The organism is Streptomyces sp. NPDC013317, assembly GCF_055563155.1.
The window spans coordinates 299,014-314,708 of the sequence record NZ_JBVHDX010000004.1; the positions used below are offsets into that span (position 1 = coordinate 299,014).

Here is a 15,695-nt window from a genome sequence, read left to right on the forward strand (position 1 = left end):
ACAACTGAACCGGTGGGAACCAAACCGGTCAGGTGAACCGGTGACCCAGGGAGCGCGACATGACCGACGGCCCGCGCGACACATCCGTCGACATCATCCAGCGGGAGCTGACGGCGTTCTCCCGCCGTGCCCGCGCCGCGGCGGCCCGGCTCCACCCGGATCTGCCGCTCGTCTCCTACACCCTGCTCGCCCATATCGACGACCAGCAGGGCTGTCGCGCCACCGATCTCGCCGCCCACTACCTGCTGGACAAGTCGACGGTCAGCAGGCAGATCGCGGGCCTGGAGAAGCTGGGCCTGGTCGAGCGCCGACCCGACCCGGAGGACCACCGGGTCCACGTCCTGCACCCCACCGAGGCAGGCACCCGCGTCCTCGCCGCCACCCAGGCAAGCCGTCGCGCCGCCTACCAGGAGCGCCTCAAGGACTGGTCCGCCGAGGACCTCGCGCAGTTCGCGGCGTACCTGCTCCGCTACAACGCGGGCCCGGCATCGGCCCGGACCCCGGGCTAGGCCTCCGAGGTGGGCTTCCAGTCGGCGGCGAGGAGCCCGAGCAGCACCTCGTCGAGGAACTCGCCCATCACCCAGGCCGAGGAGCGCAGGACACCCTCGCGGACGAACCCGTTGCGCTCGGCGGAGTGAAGCATCGCGGTGTTGTCCGCGAGCGTCTCGATCTGCAACCGGTGCATGCCGCGCACGACGAATCCGTAGTGGCACAGCACGGAGACCACGTCGGTGCCGTAGCCCTTGCCTCGGGCGGAAGGCAGCAGTCCGAGCCCGATGTGCGCGGACCGGTGATGGGTGTCGATGCCCCACAGGTTCGCCATGCCGACGAGGGTGCCGCCCTCCAGCTCCACCACCGAGAACGAGACGTGTCCCTGGTCCGTGTCGTCCACGACGAGCCGCGGGTCCTTCGAACCGGGCGTGACCGGACGCCACGGCGCGGACTGGGCCCGCGAGGTGCCGGCCACGTCCTCGTAGAGCTCGGTCCGCAGGATCGGGATGTCCTCGTCGTGCCGGGCCCTGAGCCCGACCTTGCTACCCCTCAGCATGCGAGCTTCCTATCCGACCGGGCGGACCTGCGGCAAGCCGATACGAGCGGGCAACGACCGACCGAGGGGCCGGAGTTCGAGCCCGAGGCCGGAGTTCGCCCCAGGGGCCAGAGTTCGCCCCAGGGGCCGGAGTTCGACCCCGAGGCCGGAGTTCGACCCAGGGGCCAGAGTTCGCCCCAGGGGCCGGAGTTCGAGCCACCGCCAGATCCCCGGGGCCCTCGACACCCTGTGCCGTCGGCCCCTCCCCCTCGCCTCCCCGAGGTCCTAAAGCCCCGCGTCGCGCGCCAGCAGGGCCGCCTGTACGCGGTTCTCGCAGCCCAGCTTCGCCAAAATCCGGCTGACGTACGTCTTCACCGTGGCCTCGCTCATGTGCAGCCGGCGCCCCGCGTCCGCGTTGGACAGCCCCTCGCCGAGCAGCGCGAGGACCTCGCGCTCCTTCTCGCTCAGGGCCGCCACGCGCCCCCTGGCCTGCTCGGCACGGGCGACCTCCCGCCCCGACGCCAGCTGCTCGACCACATGACGGGTGGCAGCCGGCGAGAGGTACGCGTCTCCGGCCGCCGCGGCTCGTACCGCGCGGATCAGCTCGGCCGGCGCGGTGTCCTTGAGCAGGAACCCGGCGCCCCCGTGCTCCAGGGCCCGCAGCACGTTCTCCCGCTCGCCGAACGTCGTCAGCACGATCACCCGCGTCGAAGGCGCCGCCCGGCGCAGCTCCGGCAGGGCGGAGAGGCCGTCGAGCACCGGCATCTGGATGTCGAGCAGCACCACGTCGGCCGCGTGCGCCCGCGCCTCCTCGACCGCCTGTCGGCCGTCGGCCGCCTCCGCGACCACCTCGATCTCCTCGTCCGAGGTGAGGATCATCCGGATCCCGGCTCTGATCAGCGGCTCGTCATCGGCGATCACGACCCTGATGCGCTGCCCTGCCACAGCTACTCCCCAACGGCTACCGGTTCGGGCGGGTCAGCGCTAGCGCGTGACCTCGTACGACTTCTTCTCGATCAGCTTGCCGTCCTTGAAGCAGAACCGGAAAACCGGCTCCGCCTCGCTCTCCACCACCTCGGAGGACATCAGCACCAGGCACTTCGATCCCTCGGGCTCCGCGGGCCCCTTGCCGTGCAGGCCGGTGGTGGCGACGGTGTCGCCGGACGGCAGCCGGTCGCGCACGTCCCGCTCGGCGGCGCCGACCTCCACCGCGTCGTACTCGCCCGGGTCGATCATTCCCTTCTCCAGCGACGACACGAGGAAGTAGACGCCGAAGCCCCCCGCCACCAGCAGCAGCACGAGCGCCGCGAACGCTATCCCGCATCCCATCGCGACCCCACGGCCCGTGCTCCTGCCCCCGCGCAACGCCATCGCCAGCTCCCGTTCCGTCAGCGTCCAGTCGGCCTGCCCGACCGGAACGCGACCACGGTCGCCCACGAGAGGCCCCGTCGACTGCTGCCGGAAGTCGTCCTCCGCATCGACCAAAGGCGCTGCTTCCACCGTCCCGTACGGCAGCATCCCGGCGACCCGGAATCCGCCGCCGTCGACCGGCCCCGCGTGCACGATGCCGCCGACGAGCCTGGCCCGCTCGTGCAGCCCGGTCAGCCCCTGCCCGCCGCTGACCACGTCCCCCGGCGCGTGCGCGGCGGCCTCGTTGACGATCTCCACGACGAGGGAGTCCGGCTCGTACCGCACCTCCACGCCGATGAGCGCGCCCGGCGCGTGCTTGTAGGCGTTGGTGAGCGCCTCCTGCACGATCCGGTACGCGGCGTGGTCGGCGGCCGGCGGCAGCGGGCGGACCTCCCCGCGCCGCCGGAGCTCCACGCGGTTCCCGGCGCCCTGAGCGGTCTCCACGAGCTCCTGGATACCGGCGGTCCCCCGCGCCGCCCGGCCCGAGGAGTCACCGGAACGTGCCGGCGGGACGGGGGCGCCGGACGGCGCCGCGACGCCGTCGCGCAGGATGCCGACGACCTCGCGCAGTTCGTGCATGGCGGTCACCGAGGCGTTGCGCAGCACCCCCACGGCCTCCCGCTGCCGGTCGGTCAGCTCCCGGTCGACCTCCAGTGCGCCGGTGTGGACGGCGATCAGCGCGAGCTGGTGCCCGAGGCTGTCGTGCATGTCCTGGGCGATCCGCTGGCGCTCCATGAGCCGGGCCTGCCCGACCACCATCGCGCGTTCCCGCAGCAGTTGGGCGTTGTGCTCCTGCAGGGTGTGCAGAAGGGTCCTGCGCTGGGTCCAGTACCGGTTGGCGAGCCCGGGGGCGAGGGTCGTCGCCAGGTAGTAGAGCGTCGACATGAAGACGACGGTGAGCGTCCGGTGCAGGTCCCAGACCTCGACCACGCTGGCCGCGATGTTCAGCACGTACGCCACGGTGTACGCGATCAGGGCCCGTCCGGCGCCCGCGATGTACCGGCCCGACGACCAGCCGATCAGGATCAGGAGCATCAGGAAGCCCGGCACGAGCGGCGCGAGGGCGCCCGTGACGACGAGCATGGTGACGGGCAGCCTTCGGCGCAGCAGCGACAGGACGGCGGCGGCCAGGCCGACCGCGGCGAGCTGCCACCCTTCTCCGCCGAGCAGCTCCTCGCTGCCGGCGGCGAGCAGCCCGATCACGACGGCGAGCACCAGCTCGCCCGCCGTTCTGCGCCGCGACCAGAACTCGGGTGCGGCGAACCATCCCCATCCGGCGCCGATCCCGGCCCTGATCTTCGAAGTCGCGTCCACGCTCGCACCCTAGGCAGCGGCCGGCCCCGCCCGCGGCTCTCTTTCGTCTCGCCCCGCGACGACGAAGGTCGCATCGCTCACATCGCCGCTCGCCTTCGCCGCCCACATCCCGGGCCGACCGGAGGCAGACGCGCCACGACCGACAACGCGGAAGCCCCGTAGGTCGATGACCTACGGGGCTTCCGTCTGGTGCGCGAGGGGGGAGTTGAACCCCCACGCCCTTGCGGGCACTGGAACCTGAATCCAGCGCGTCTGCCTATTCCGCCACCCGCGCATTGGGTGTGCTCCGGGCTCCCTCACCGCTTTTTTCGGTGCGATCGCCTGGCGACATCTGAAGATTAGCACGTCGCAGACGCTGGATTCACATCCGTTGTTTGGGCCCCTCCCTGAGCGAACAGGGAGACAGGGGGCCGCCGAGTGGGACCGCGACCGACGGCGGCGGGACCGCGCCGGCGGCGGCGGGACCGCGACCGACGGCGGCGGGACCGGGCCGGTCGGCGGGACCGGGCCGGTCGGCGGGACCCGCGACCGACGGCGGCAGGACCCGGGCCGACGGCGGCGGACAAGGCGGACGGCGGCGGGACGAGCGACAGGACGGAGGCGGGGCGGAGGCCGGCAGAGGCGGGACGGACGCGAGACGGACGGAACTGGAGCACAAGCGGTACACAGCCGGAGGAGAAAGAGGCCGGGCACCAGGCACCATGGGACGGAGCCCCGCACGCGGAGACGCGGACGGGACGGAAGAGCACGGGTAACGGGAGGAACGGGGCGGACCGCCCCCGCCGCCCCGCCCCGCTCCTCCAGCTCGCTCCCCGGGTGCGGGACACTGTCCAGGGGCCGCCTCTACGATCCGTGGGGAAAGCCTGTGAGAGGTGACACTCGTCCACAGGGCAGAGAAGGGGAACCAGCCGATTTCCCGACGCGTGGATACGATCAGTAAGCAGTACCAGGACGACAACGACGGAGGAGGTGCCCCATGGGAGTCCTGAAGCGTTTCGAACAGCGGCTCGAAGGCCTGGTCAACGGCACCTTCGCCAAGGTCTTCAAGTCCGAGGTCCAGCCCGTCGAGATCGCGGGCGCTCTCCAGCGCGAGTGCGACAACAACGCGACGATCTGGAACCGCGAGCGGACCGTCGTCCCCAACGACTTCATCGTCGAGCTGAGCACGCCGGACTTCGAGCGCCTCAGCCCGTACTCGGGCCAGCTCGGCGACGAGCTGGCCGGCCTGGTCCGCGACTACGCCAAGCAGCAGCGGTACACCTTCATGGGACCGATCAAGGTCCACCTGGAGAAGGCCGACGATCTCGACACCGGTCTGTACCGGGTGCGCAGCCGCACTCTCGCGTCGAGTTCGTCACAGCAGCAGGCCCCCGCCGCCGCCCCTCAGCCGGGCCGCGCGCCGGGTGGCTACGGCTATCCTCCGGTCGGTGCTCCGCCGATGCCCGCGGCCCCGCCGCCGGGCGCGGGCGGCATGCAGCGGCCCGGGCAGGCGCCCGCCGCCGGCCGCCCCACGGCCGGTGGCCCCGGCCCCATGCCCGCCGCCGGCGCCCAGGTGCGCCGGTGGATCGAGATCAACGGCACCCGCCATCAGATCTCCCGCCCGACTCTGGTCCTTGGCCGCAGCACCGACGCGGACGTGAGGATCGACGATCCCGGCGTCTCCCGCCGGCACTGCGAGATCCGGACCGGAACGCCCTCGACGATCCAGGATCTCGGATCCACCAACGGCATCGTGGTGGACGGGCAGCACACCACCCGCGCTACGCTCCGCGACGGCTCGCGGATCGTCGTGGGCAGCACCACCATCGTTTACCGGCAAGCCGAAGGGTGAAGCGGGGGCAATGTCAGAGCTGACCCTGACGGTCATGCGGCTGGGTTTCCTGGCCGTTCTGTGGCTGTTCGTGATCGTGGCCGTCCAGGTCATTCGGAGCGACCTGTTCGGCACACGTGTCACGCAGCGCGGTTCGCGCCGCCAGGACACCCGGCCGCAGCAGAATCCGCGCCAGGCGGCGACGCCGCCTGCCCAGCGCGGACAGCAGAACACGGGCGGCGGGCGCCAGCGCCGCGGCGCGCCGACCAAACTCGTCGTCTCCGAGGGGACGCTGACCGGCACGACGGTCGCCCTTCAGGGGCAGACCATCACGCTGGGCCGCGCCCACGACTCGACGATCGTGCTGGACGACGACTACGCCTCCAGCAGGCACGCGAGGATCTACCCGGACCGGGACGGCCAGTGGATCGTCGAGGATCTCGGGTCCACCAACGGTACGTATCTCGACCGGACCCGACTCACCACCGCCACGCCGATTCCGCTGGGCGCGCCGATCCGCATCGGCAAGACCGTCATCGAGCTGCGGAAGTAGTGCTACGTCATGTATGAGTGCGAGCGGAGCGAGCCGGCCGCGGCGGTCCCCACGACGGGCCGCGCGGCGGACCGTCAGGTCCGGGCCGCGTACCGGCACGGGCTCCCGACCGGAGGGTGGGCAGTGTGGCTCGAGACCGGCTGTACCCCGAGGCGACGCCGACAGGGCAGGTGCGCATGAGCCTGTCACTGCGGTTCGCCGCCGGGTCGCACAAGGGCATGATCCGCGAGGGCAACGAGGATTCCGGTTACGCCGGGCCCCGGCTGCTCGCCATCGCCGACGGCATGGGCGGCCAGGCCGCCGGTGAGGTCGCCTCCTCCGAGGTGATCTCCACGCTCGTCACCCTCGACGACGACGTGCCCAGCTCCGACATCCTCACCTCGCTCGGTGCCGCGGTGCAGCGGGCCAACGACCAGCTGCGGCTGATGGTCGAGGAGGACCCCCAGCTGGAGGGCATGGGCACCACGCTCACCGCCCTGCTGTGGACGGGGCAGCGTCTCGGTCTCGTGCACGTCGGCGACTCGCGCGCGTACCTGCTGCGCGACGGTGTCCTCACGCAGATCACGCAGGACCACACCTGGGTCCAGCGGCTGGTCGACGAGGGCCGGATCACCGAGGAGGAGGCCACCACCCACCCGCAGCGTTCGCTCCTGATGCGCGCGCTGGGCAGTGGTGACCACGTCGAACCGGATCTGTCGATCCGCGAGGTCCGGGCCGGCGACCGCTATCTGATCTGTTCCGACGGGCTGTCCGGAGTCGTCTCCCACCAGACGATGGAGGACACGCTCGCCAGCTACCAGGGCCCGCAGGAGACCGTGCAGGAGCTGATCCAGCTCGCGCTGCGCGGCGGCGGCCCCGACAACATCACGGTGATCGTCGCGGACGTCCTCGACGTCGACGGCGGCGACACCCTCGCCGGCCGGCTCAGCGACACCCCGGTGATCGTCGGCGCGGTCGCCGAGAACCAGGTGCAGCAGTCCGACGGCGGGGCGATGCAGACGCCGGCCGGCCGGGCCTCCGGTCTCGGCCGCACGGCGCCGCACCAGCAGCAGTCCGGCGGGCACGCGCCGCAGGGCTTCGGCCCGCCCGGCAGCGGTGACGAGCACGGCTACGGCGGGATGCCGCCGCAGGGCTCCTTCGGGGCCTACACCGACGAGAGCTTCGACAAGTACGAGAAGTTCGAGAAGCCGCGCACCGGCCGCAAGTGGCTGAAGCGCAGCTTCTTCCTGATCCTCGCGCTCGCCGTGGTCGGCGGCGGTGTGTACGGCGGCTACCGCTGGACGCAGACGCAGTACTACGTCGGCTCCAACGAGGAGCACGTCGCGCTCTACCGGGGTATCAGCCAGGACCTGGCGTGGGTGTCGCTCTCGGACGTGGAGAAGGACCACCCCGAGATCGAACTCAAGTACCTCCCGCCGTACCAGCGCAAGCAGGTCGAGGAGACCATCGCCGGCGGCAGCCTGGGCAAGGCCCAGACGAAGATCGCCGAGCTGGCCGTGCAGGCCTCGGCCTGCAAGAAGACCGAGCAGCGCCGAGAGGCCGCGGAGAAGTCCGCGGACCAGGCGAGCAAGCCGCCCGCCGAGGGCGCGACCACGCCCGAAGACAAGCCCGCCACAGCCGCTCCCTCCCCGGGCCCCACCCTCACGGAGGACGAGCAGAAGCTGGCCTCGAACTGCGGCAAGCAGTAAGCACCCGTAGGGGGCCTTTCACCACCATGAGCGTTGTCACCAACACGACCACCATCGGCGCGATCGAGGCGCCGAGCCGCCGGAACACCGAACTGGCGTTGCTGGCGTTCGCCGTCGGCATCCCGGTCTTCGCGTACCTGAACGTCGGTCTCGCGATCGACGGGAAGGTGCCGGCGGGGATGGCCGGCTACGGCCTCGGCCTCGGCCTGCTCGCAGGCGTCGCGCACCTCGTGGTGCGCAAGTTCGCCCCGTACGCGGACCCGCTGCTGCTGCCCCTGGCGACCCTGCTGAACGGGATGGGCCTGGTGCTGATCTGGCGCCTGGACCAGTCGCCGCGCATCATCAACCGGTACAAGACGTTCACCCCGGACGCTCCGAGCCAGATGCTGTACTCGGCGATCGCCGTCGCGATGTTCGTGGGCGTGCTGCTGATCCTGAAGGACCACCGGGTCCTCCAGCGCTACACGTACATCTCCATGGTGGCGGCCCTCGTCCTGCTGCTGCTGCCGCTGGTGCCGGGCCTGGGCGCCGACGTCTTCGGCGCCAAGATCTGGATCAGCGTCGCCGGCTTCTCCATCCAGCCCGGTGAGTTCGCCAAGCTCGTCCTCGCCGTCTTCTTCTCCGGCTATCTGATGGTGAAACGGGACGCGCTGGCGCTGGCCAGCCGCCGGTTCATGGGGCTCTACCTGCCCCGTGGCCGTGACCTCGGCCCGATCCTCACCATCTGGGCCGTCAGCCTTCTGATCCTGGTCTTCGAGAACGACCTCGGCACCTCGCTGCTGTTCTTCGGCATGTTCGTGATCATGCTGTACGTGGCGACGGAGCGGACCAGCTGGGTCGTCATGGGTCTGCTGATGTCCACCGCCGGTGCCGTCGTGGTGGGCTCGACCGCCAGCCACGTGCAGTCCCGTGTCGCGGCCTGGCTCGACCCCTTCGAGTGCCTGAAGACGGCTCCCGAGGGATCGAACATGGCGGCGGCCTGCGACCAGATGAGCCAGGTGCTGATGTCCTTCGGCTCCGGTGGCATCCTCGGCACCGGCCTCGGCCAGGGCAACTCCGACCTGATCGGGTTCGCCGCCAACTCCGACTTCATCTTCGCCACCGTCGGCGAGGAGCTCGGCCTGACCGGCGTCATGGTCTTCCTGCTCCTGTACGGCCTGATCATCGAGCGCGGTGTCCGTACCGCCCTCGCGGCCCGCGACCCGTTCGGCAAGCTGCTCGCCATGGGCCTGTCCGGCGCCTTCGCGCTGCAGATCTTCGTCGTCGCGGGCGGTGTGATGGGCCTCATCCCGCTGACCGGTATGACCATGCCGTTCCTCGCGTACGGCGGTTCCTCCGTGATCGCCAACTGGGCCCTGATCGGCATCCTGATCCGGATCAGCGACACGGCGCGCCGCCCGGCGCCCGCCCCCGCCCCGTCCCCCGACGCCGAGATGACCCAGGTGGTCCGTCCGTGAACAAGCCCCTGCGCCGGGTCGCGATCTTCTGCGGCCTGCTGGTCCTCGCCCTGCTGATCCGGGACAACTGGATCCAGTACGTCCGTGCCGACGAGCTGAACGCCCACCCGAAGAACAGGCGCGTCACGATCGAGCGGTACGCGAACGAGCGCGGCAACATCATCGTGGACGGCAAGCCGATCACCGGCTCGGTCGACTCCCAGGACCCGTACTACCGGTTCAAGCGGACCTACACCGACGGCCCCATGTGGGCCCCGGTGACGGGTTACGCCTCGCAGGCCTACGACGCCAACCAGATCGAGAAGATCGAGGACGGGATCCTCACCGGCAACGACGACCGGCTCTTCTTCGACCGCACGCTGTCGATGTTCACGGGCGACAAGAAGAAGGGCGGCAACGTCGTCACGACGCTGAGCGGCGCCGCCCAGAAGGCCGCCTTCGAGGGCCTCGGCGACAAGACGGGCGCGGTCGTCGCCATCGAGCCCAAGACCGGCAAGATCCTCGCGCTCGCCTCCACGCCGTCGTACGACCCCTCGACCTTCGCCGGCTACTCCGGCAAGGACGAGAAGGCCTGGCTGGCGCTGGAGAAGGACAAGAACAAGCCGAAGCTCAACCGCGCGCTCCGCGAGATCTACCCGCCCGGCTCCGTCTTCAAGGTCGTCACGGCGGCCGCGGCGCTGGAGAACGGCAAGGTCAGCGACATCAACGCGCCGACGGACACCCCCGAGCCGTACAAGATCCCGCTCTCCACGCGGAACATGGTCAACCACGCCAACGGGTGTGAGAACGCCAGCCTGAACAGGGCCCTCGAGGTCTCCTGCAACTCGGTCTTCGCCAAGCTCGGTGACGACGTCGGCCGCGACAAGATGGTCGAGATGGCCGAGAAGTTCGGTTTCAACGCCGAGCAGTTCACCCCGGTCCGCTCCGCCGCCTCCGTCTACGACAAGCAGATGGACCGCGGCGGCAACGCGCTCTCCTCCATCGGCCAGTTCAACACCGCGACCACGCCGCTCCAGATGGCGATGGTGGCGTCGGCGGTCGCCAACGACGGCAAGCTGATGAAGCCGTACATGATCGACAAGCTCGAGTCGCCGAACGTCGACGTGATCAAGCAGAACGAGCCCGAGGAGATGAGCCGCCCGGTCTCGCCGGAGACCGCGCAGAAGCTCCAGCAGATGATGGAGAACGTCGTCTCCAACGGCACCGGCGGCAACGCCGACGTGAAGATGGACGGCGTCAGGGTCGGCGGCAAGACGGGCACCGCCCAGCACGGCGAGAAGAACTCCAAGCGCCCCTACGCCTGGTTCATCTCCTACGCCAAGACCGACCAGGGCTCCCCGGTCGCCGTCGCCGTCATCGTCGAGGACTCCGCGGGCACGAACCGTGAGGACATCTCCGGTGGCGGCCTCGCCGCCCCGATCGCCAAGGCCGTGATGAAGGCGGTACTGAAGACCAGGAGCTGAGCTTGCGGCCGGGCACCGCCCAGGTACCGGTCAGGTATCAGGTGCCGGTCGCGGGCGGATCGCCCTCCCGTGGCCGGTAGCCTTTGCGCGAACAGCACACCGCCGGACCACACACGGGTGCGGTCGGGACAGACGGAGAGGGCTGGATCAGTTATGGAAGAGCCGCGTCGCCTCGGCGGCCGGTACGAGCTGGGCTCGGTGCTCGGCCGTGGTGGCATGGCAGAGGTCTACCTCGCCCACGACACCCGGCTCGGCCGCACCGTCGCCGTGAAGACGCTGCGGGCCGACCTCGCCCGCGACCCGTCCTTCCAGGCCCGGTTCCGCCGTGAGGCCCAGTCGGCCGCCTCGCTCAACCACCCGGCGATCGTCGCGGTCTACGACACCGGCGAGGACTACGTCGACGGTGTCTCCATCCCGTACATCGTGATGGAGTACGTCGACGGCTCGACCCTGCGTGAGCTGCTTCACTCCGGGCGCAAGCTGCTGCCCGAGCGCACGCTCGAGATGACGGTCGGCATCCTCCAGGCGCTGGAGTACTCGCACCGCGCCGGGATCGTGCACCGCGACATCAAGCCGGCGAACGTCATGCTGACGCGGACCGGTCAGGTCAAGGTCATGGACTTCGGCATCGCGCGCGCCATGGGCGACGCGGGCATGACCATGACACAGACCGCCGCGGTCATCGGCACGGCCCAGTACCTCTCCCCGGAGCAGGCCAAGGGCGAGCAGGTCGACGCCCGCTCCGACCTGTACTCCACCGGCTGCCTGCTGTACGAGCTGCTGACCGTCCGCCCGCCGTTCGTGGGCGACTCCCCGGTCGCGGTCGCGTACCAGCACGTACGCGAGGAGCCGCAGCCGCCGAGCAACTTCGACCCCGAGATCACGCCCTCGATGGACGCCATCGTCCTCAAGGCACTGGTCAAGGACCCCGACTACCGCTACCAGTCCGCCGACGAGATGCGCGCGGACATCGAGGCCTGCCTCGACGGCCAGCCCGTGGCCGCGGCCGCGGCGATGGGCGCGGCGGCGTACGGCGGCGGGTACGGCAACGGCTACGGCGGCTACGCCCCGGACGACCAGCCGACGACGGCGCTGCGCCAGACCGACCCGGCCGGCCAGACGTCCATGCTGCCGCCGATGAACCCGGACGACGGCGGATACGGCTACGACGACCGTCCGGACCGCCGACGGCAGAAGAAGTCGAACACCTCGACGATCCTGCTGGTCCTCGCGGGCATCCTGGTCCTGGTCGGCGCGATCCTCATCGGCCGCTCGATCTTCGACGGCAAGGACGGCACGGCCCAGGTCGTCGTACCGTCCCTGGTCGGCCAGACCCTCCAGGAGGCCGAGGTCCGGGCGAAGAACGCCCAGGTCAAGGTCACGCAGTCGGGTTCCGAGCGCTGCGACCAGCCCAAGGGCAAGATCTGCAGCCAGACGCCGGTGGCCGACGGCACGGCGAAGATGAGCGTCGACGAGACGATCTCGGTCGTCATCTCCGAGGGCGCCCCGCAGATCGAGGTCCCGGACGTCGTCGAGCAGTCGCAAGAGCGGGCCGAGGAGCGCCTCAAGCAGGACGGCTTCAAGGTCAAGGTCGAGTTCCAGGAGTCCGACGACGAGGTCGGGCGGGTTCTGGAGCAGAGCCCGAAGGGCGGCTCGAAGGCGGAGCAGAACTCCGAGGTCACGATCACGGTGGCGAAGCAGAAGAAGTCGCAGCTTCCGGACGTCACGGGCCGCCTCTTCGACCAGGCCGTCCAGGACCTCAAGACGCTCGGCTTCGAGAACGTCGCCCGTCAGGACGTCGACTCGGACCAGCCGGCCAACACCGTCATCGGCATGAACCCGCAGGGCCCCTCGAACCAGGCCAAGGACGTCCAGATCACGCTGAAGGTCTCCAAGGGCCCGCAGCAGACCCAGACGACGATCCCGACGGGCCTGACGGGCAAGAAGTTCGAGGAAGTGAAGCAGCAGCTGGAGGCCCTGGGCCTGCCGGTGCAGCAGACGGGCTCGGACAAGAACGACGCGATCGTCATGGGCACCAACCCGCCCGAGGGCAGCCCGGTGAACCCCGGTACGACGATCACCGTCTTCACGGCGGGCGGCGGCGGCAACGGCAACAACGGCGGCGGCTTCTTCGACTAGCGGCCGCGCGTACCGCACGCGCCGAGACGGAAGGGCCCCGGCATCCACCAGGATGCCGGGGCCCTTCCCGTTCGCCCGCCGGTGCGCACCGGCGGGCGTTCAGCCGAGTTCCGCGGGCGGGGTCCGCTTCGCGTCGACCTTCTCCGTGCGGACCAGTTCGCCCCACACGATGTAGCGGAAGTCCGAGGTGTACATCGGCGTGCACGTCGTCAGCGTGATGTAGCGGCCCGGCTTCGACCTGCCCGACTCCTTCGGGACCTGCTGGAGGACGTCCACGTTGTACTTCGTCGTCTCCGGAAGGGACTTGTAGACCTTGTAGACGAACCACGTGTCCTTGGACTCGAAGACGATCGGGTCGCCGTCCTTCAGCTTGTGGATGTTGTGGAACTTCGCCCCGTGCCCGTCCCGGTGCGCCGCCAGCGTGAAGTTGCCCTGCTTGTCCTGCGGAAGGGCCGACTTGACCGGGTCCGTGTAGTAGCCGGCGACGCCGTTGTTCAGCGTCTTGCTGTCGGTGCCCTTCTTGACGAGTATCTCGTCCCCGCCCATGGCCGGGACGTGCAGGAAGCCGATGCCGTCCTTGGTGTCCAGGGCGCCGGGCGCCGCCCAGCTGTCGCGGACCTGGTCGCCGTCCTTGTCGGCGGCGCGGTCGGCCAGGACGTTGGTCCACCAGAGCGAGTAGACGACGAAGAGGCCGAGCACCAGGCCCGCGGTGATGAGGAGTTCGCCGAAGACACTGACGACTCCGGCGATCCAGTTGCGCGCACGTGCCACTGCGTCGTCCCGTTCTGAAGTGTGTGGTCGTGGATCCGTAGGGTCTCAGCCTACGAGCGCGTCCGGCTTCCCCTTGCTGCGCGGGCGTTCCTCGACCATCTTGCCCCACACGATCATGCGGTACGTACTGGTGAATTCCGGCGTGCAGGTGGTCAGTGTGATGTACCGCCCGGGCTCCGTGAAGCCCGACTGCTTCGGCACCGGTTCGATGACCGACACGTTGGACGGCGCGGTCTGCGGCAGGATGCTCGCCATCTCGTACGTGTAGTAGGCGTCCTGGGTCTCGACGACGATCGGGTCCCCGGGCTTCAACTGGTTGATGTAGCGGAACGGTTCGCCGTGCGTGTTGCGGTGCCCCGCGACGGCGAAGTTGCCCTCCTTGTCGCCGGGCATCGCCGTCTTCAGCTTGCCCTCGCCGTAGTGGCCGACCATGCCGCGGTCCAGGACCTTGGGCTTGCTGATGCCCTCGGCGACGGGGACGACCACGTCCAGCTTGGGGATGTACATGATCGCGAAGCCCTGCCCCGGCTCGAACGCGCCCGGCGCCGCGCCCGGCTCCCGCCCTTTGGACCAGGAGTCCTCTATCTGTCCCTTGGCCTGGTTCGCCTGCTGTCCGGCCCGTACGTTCGTCCACCACAGCTGGTACGTGACGAAGAGCAGCATGACCACGCCGAAGGTGATGAACAGTTCGCCCACCAGCCGGCTCGCGACGACACCGACGCTGTCCTTCGCCGCCCTGGCCGCCCGTCTGGCCTCGACGCGGGACAGCGGCGCGGCGGGGGCGGTCCCCGCGACGGGTGCGGCGGGCGCGGCGCCCCGACGGCCCTTCCCCTTGCCCTTGGCGGCGCGCCGGCGCTCGGCCCTGCCGGGGCCCGCGGGCGGCGCCACGGCGGGCTCCACGGCCCTCAGAGCCATCGTCTCACCGTGGGGCTCGTGCGACTCGTACGAGGCCTCCGAAGGCTCGTACGGGCCCTCCTGGGCCTCCTGCGGGGGCTCGTAGGGCGCACCCTGCGTCTCGTACGGCACGTCTCGCGTCTCGTACGGCACATCCCGCTGCTCGGCCGCAGGCTGCGGCACCTCGGCGACGCCGTCCGGTATCGCTTCGTACGGATACGGGTACTCGGCGTACGGAGCGGGGTGCGCCGTCGCGTACGGCGTCTCCTCCGGCAGCGATCCCGGTTCCGGTCCCGGCTCGTTCGTCGCCCGGAACCACGGCGACCCCGCCGTCACGCGACGGCCTTGCCCACCACCGGCGCGAGCCCCGCCGACCTGCCGATCGCCCCCCTGTCGCCGCACTGCTCCAGCCAGTTGGCGAGCATGAGGTGGCCGTGCTCGGTGAGCACCGACTCGGGGTGGAACTGCACACCCTCGACGGCCAGGTCACGGTGGCGGAGCCCCATGATGATGCCGTCCTCGGTGCGGGCGGTGACCTCGAGCTCCGGCGGCACGGTCGTGGGCTCGGCGGCCAGCGAGTGGTAGCGCGTCGCCGTGAACGGCGACGGCAGGCCCGCGAAGACGCCCTTGCCCTCGTGCGTGACGAGGGAGGTCTTGCCGTGCAGCAGCTCGGGGGCGCGGTCGACCACGCCGCCGTACGCGACGGCCATCGACTGCATGCCGAGACAGACGCCGAAGACCGGCACCCCGGTACCGGCGCAGTGGCGCACCATGTCGATGCAGACACCGGCCTGTTCGGGTGCGCCGGGACCGGGCGAGAGCAGGACGCCGTCGAAGCCGTCCTGGGCGTGGCTCAGTTCGACCTCGTCGTTGCGCAGCACCTCGCACTCGGCGCCGAGCTGGTAGAGGTACTGAACGAGGTTGAAGACGAAGCTGTCGTAGTTGTCGACGACGAGAATCCGCGCGCTCACTGGCCGTCCACCGTCACATCGTTGAACGGAAGCAGCGGCTCCGCCCAGGGGAACACGTACTGGAAGAGGGTGTAGACGACCCCCAGGACGAGGACGAGCGAGATGATGCCCCGGACCCACGCGTTGCCCGGCAGATGCCGCCAGATCCAGCCGTACATGACGTCCACTGCCCCTTCCGTTCGTTACGGGCACCAGAGT

At 70.2% G+C, this 15,695-nt stretch carries 14 protein-coding genes and 1 tRNA gene; 7 read left to right on the forward strand and 8 right to left on the reverse strand.

Annotated features, from left to right (window positions below; translation table 11 throughout):
* Positions 1-59 precede the first annotated feature (59 nt).
* Entirely contained in the window at positions 60-509 is a 450-nt protein-coding gene (locus ACZ3IJ_RS14055) for a MarR family winged helix-turn-helix transcriptional regulator (protein WP_467467974.1), read from the forward strand.
* Here ACZ3IJ_RS14055 and ACZ3IJ_RS14060 read toward each other — a convergent pair.
* The 4 genes from ACZ3IJ_RS14060 to ACZ3IJ_RS14075 all read right to left on the reverse strand — a co-directional run bounded on the left by ACZ3IJ_RS14060 (position 506) and on the right by ACZ3IJ_RS14075 (position 4,025).
* Positions 506-1,048, reverse strand: a complete 543-nt coding sequence (locus ACZ3IJ_RS14060) for a GNAT family N-acetyltransferase (protein WP_467467976.1) — start codon at positions 1,046-1,048, stop codon at positions 506-508. The genes ACZ3IJ_RS14055 and ACZ3IJ_RS14060 overlap by 4 nt on opposite strands.
* Positions 1,049-1,312: 264 nt before the next feature.
* A complete protein-coding gene (locus tag ACZ3IJ_RS14065; protein ID WP_391800077.1) occupies positions 1,313-1,972 on the reverse strand; it encodes a response regulator in 660 nt (219 codons plus the stop codon).
* Between the two features lie 39 nt (positions 1,973-2,011).
* On the reverse strand, positions 2,012-3,751 hold the full coding sequence (locus ACZ3IJ_RS14070; RefSeq protein WP_467467977.1) for a sensor histidine kinase: 1,740 nt from the start codon (positions 3,749-3,751) through the stop codon (positions 2,012-2,014).
* Positions 3,752-3,938: 187 nt separating this feature from the next.
* A tRNA-Leu gene (locus tag ACZ3IJ_RS14075) sits at positions 3,939-4,025 on the reverse strand.
* 702 nt (positions 4,026-4,727) lie between these two features.
* Here ACZ3IJ_RS14075 and ACZ3IJ_RS14080 point away from each other — a divergent pair.
* The 6 genes from ACZ3IJ_RS14080 to pknB all read left to right on the forward strand — a co-directional run bounded on the left by ACZ3IJ_RS14080 (position 4,728) and on the right by pknB (position 12,861).
* Positions 4,728-5,582: an FhaA domain-containing protein gene (locus tag ACZ3IJ_RS14080; protein WP_391800075.1), complete on the forward strand. Its 855-nt coding sequence runs from the start codon at positions 4,728-4,730 to the stop codon at positions 5,580-5,582.
* A 10-nt stretch (positions 5,583-5,592) separates the two neighbouring features.
* Positions 5,593-6,114 (forward strand): FHA domain-containing protein FhaB/FipA, encoded by a 522-nt coding sequence (locus ACZ3IJ_RS14085; RefSeq protein ID WP_391800074.1) that lies wholly within the window; start codon positions 5,593-5,595, stop codon positions 6,112-6,114.
* Between the two features lie 176 nt (positions 6,115-6,290).
* Positions 6,291-7,802: a Stp1/IreP family PP2C-type Ser/Thr phosphatase gene (locus ACZ3IJ_RS14090; RefSeq protein ID WP_467467979.1), complete on the forward strand. Its 1,512-nt coding sequence runs from the start codon at positions 6,291-6,293 to the stop codon at positions 7,800-7,802.
* A 26-nt stretch (positions 7,803-7,828) separates the two neighbouring features.
* The gene (locus tag ACZ3IJ_RS14095) at positions 7,829-9,259 is read left to right on the forward strand and encodes an FtsW/RodA/SpoVE family cell cycle protein (protein WP_391800072.1); all 1,431 of its coding nucleotides are present in this window, start codon (positions 7,829-7,831) and stop codon (positions 9,257-9,259) included.
* Positions 9,256-10,722, forward strand: coding sequence for a peptidoglycan D,D-transpeptidase FtsI family protein (locus ACZ3IJ_RS14100; protein ID WP_467467982.1), 1,467 nt, complete (start codon positions 9,256-9,258; stop codon positions 10,720-10,722). Before ACZ3IJ_RS14095 ends, ACZ3IJ_RS14100 begins: the two co-directional genes overlap by 4 nt.
* Positions 10,723-10,875: 153 nt before the next feature.
* Positions 10,876-12,861, forward strand: a complete 1,986-nt coding sequence (pknB, locus tag ACZ3IJ_RS14105) for a Stk1 family PASTA domain-containing Ser/Thr kinase (RefSeq protein ID WP_467467983.1) — start codon at positions 10,876-10,878, stop codon at positions 12,859-12,861.
* 99 nt (positions 12,862-12,960) lie between these two features.
* On the opposite strand, the gene ACZ3IJ_RS14110 is transcribed toward pknB, so the two are convergent.
* Genes ACZ3IJ_RS14110 through ACZ3IJ_RS14125 form a run of 4 tightly spaced genes read right to left on the reverse strand, consistent with a single transcriptional unit; the run spans position 12,961 to position 15,664 of the window.
* Positions 12,961-13,632: a class E sortase gene (locus ACZ3IJ_RS14110; RefSeq protein WP_467467985.1), complete on the reverse strand. Its 672-nt coding sequence runs from the start codon at positions 13,630-13,632 to the stop codon at positions 12,961-12,963.
* 45 nt (positions 13,633-13,677) lie between these two features.
* Positions 13,678-14,862 carry a class E sortase gene (locus tag ACZ3IJ_RS14115; RefSeq protein WP_467467987.1) on the reverse strand — a complete coding sequence of 395 codons (1,185 nt, stop codon included), beginning with the start codon at positions 14,860-14,862 and terminating at the stop codon, positions 13,678-13,680.
* A complete protein-coding gene (locus ACZ3IJ_RS14120) occupies positions 14,859-15,497 on the reverse strand; it encodes an aminodeoxychorismate/anthranilate synthase component II (RefSeq protein ID WP_383779454.1) in 639 nt (212 codons plus the stop codon). Before ACZ3IJ_RS14120 ends, ACZ3IJ_RS14115 begins: the two co-directional genes overlap by 4 nt.
* On the reverse strand, positions 15,494-15,664 hold the full coding sequence (locus tag ACZ3IJ_RS14125) for a hypothetical protein (protein WP_260228500.1): 171 nt from the start codon (positions 15,662-15,664) through the stop codon (positions 15,494-15,496). The genes ACZ3IJ_RS14120 and ACZ3IJ_RS14125 overlap by 4 nt, the downstream gene beginning before the upstream one ends.
* Between the last annotated feature and the right edge of the window lie 31 nt (positions 15,665-15,695).

Excerpts from the sequence above, each read along its gene's own strand:
- ACZ3IJ_RS14055 (WP_467467974.1), top strand. The coding sequence starts at position 60 with ATGACCGACGGCCCGCGCGACACATCCGTCGACATCATCCAGCGGGAG.
- ACZ3IJ_RS14060 (WP_467467976.1), bottom strand. The coding sequence starts at position 1,048 with ATGCTGAGGGGTAGCAAGGTCGGGCTCAGGGCCCGGCACGACGAGGAC.
- ACZ3IJ_RS14080 (WP_391800075.1), top strand. The coding sequence starts at position 4,728 with ATGGGAGTCCTGAAGCGTTTCGAACAGCGGCTCGAAGGCCTGGTCAAC.
- ACZ3IJ_RS14085 (WP_391800074.1), top strand. The coding sequence starts at position 5,593 with ATGTCAGAGCTGACCCTGACGGTCATGCGGCTGGGTTTCCTGGCCGTT.
- ACZ3IJ_RS14090 (WP_467467979.1), top strand. The coding sequence starts at position 6,291 with ATGAGCCTGTCACTGCGGTTCGCCGCCGGGTCGCACAAGGGCATGATC.
- ACZ3IJ_RS14095 (WP_391800072.1), top strand. The coding sequence starts at position 7,829 with ATGAGCGTTGTCACCAACACGACCACCATCGGCGCGATCGAGGCGCCG.
- pknB (WP_467467983.1), top strand. The coding sequence starts at position 10,876 with ATGGAAGAGCCGCGTCGCCTCGGCGGCCGGTACGAGCTGGGCTCGGTG.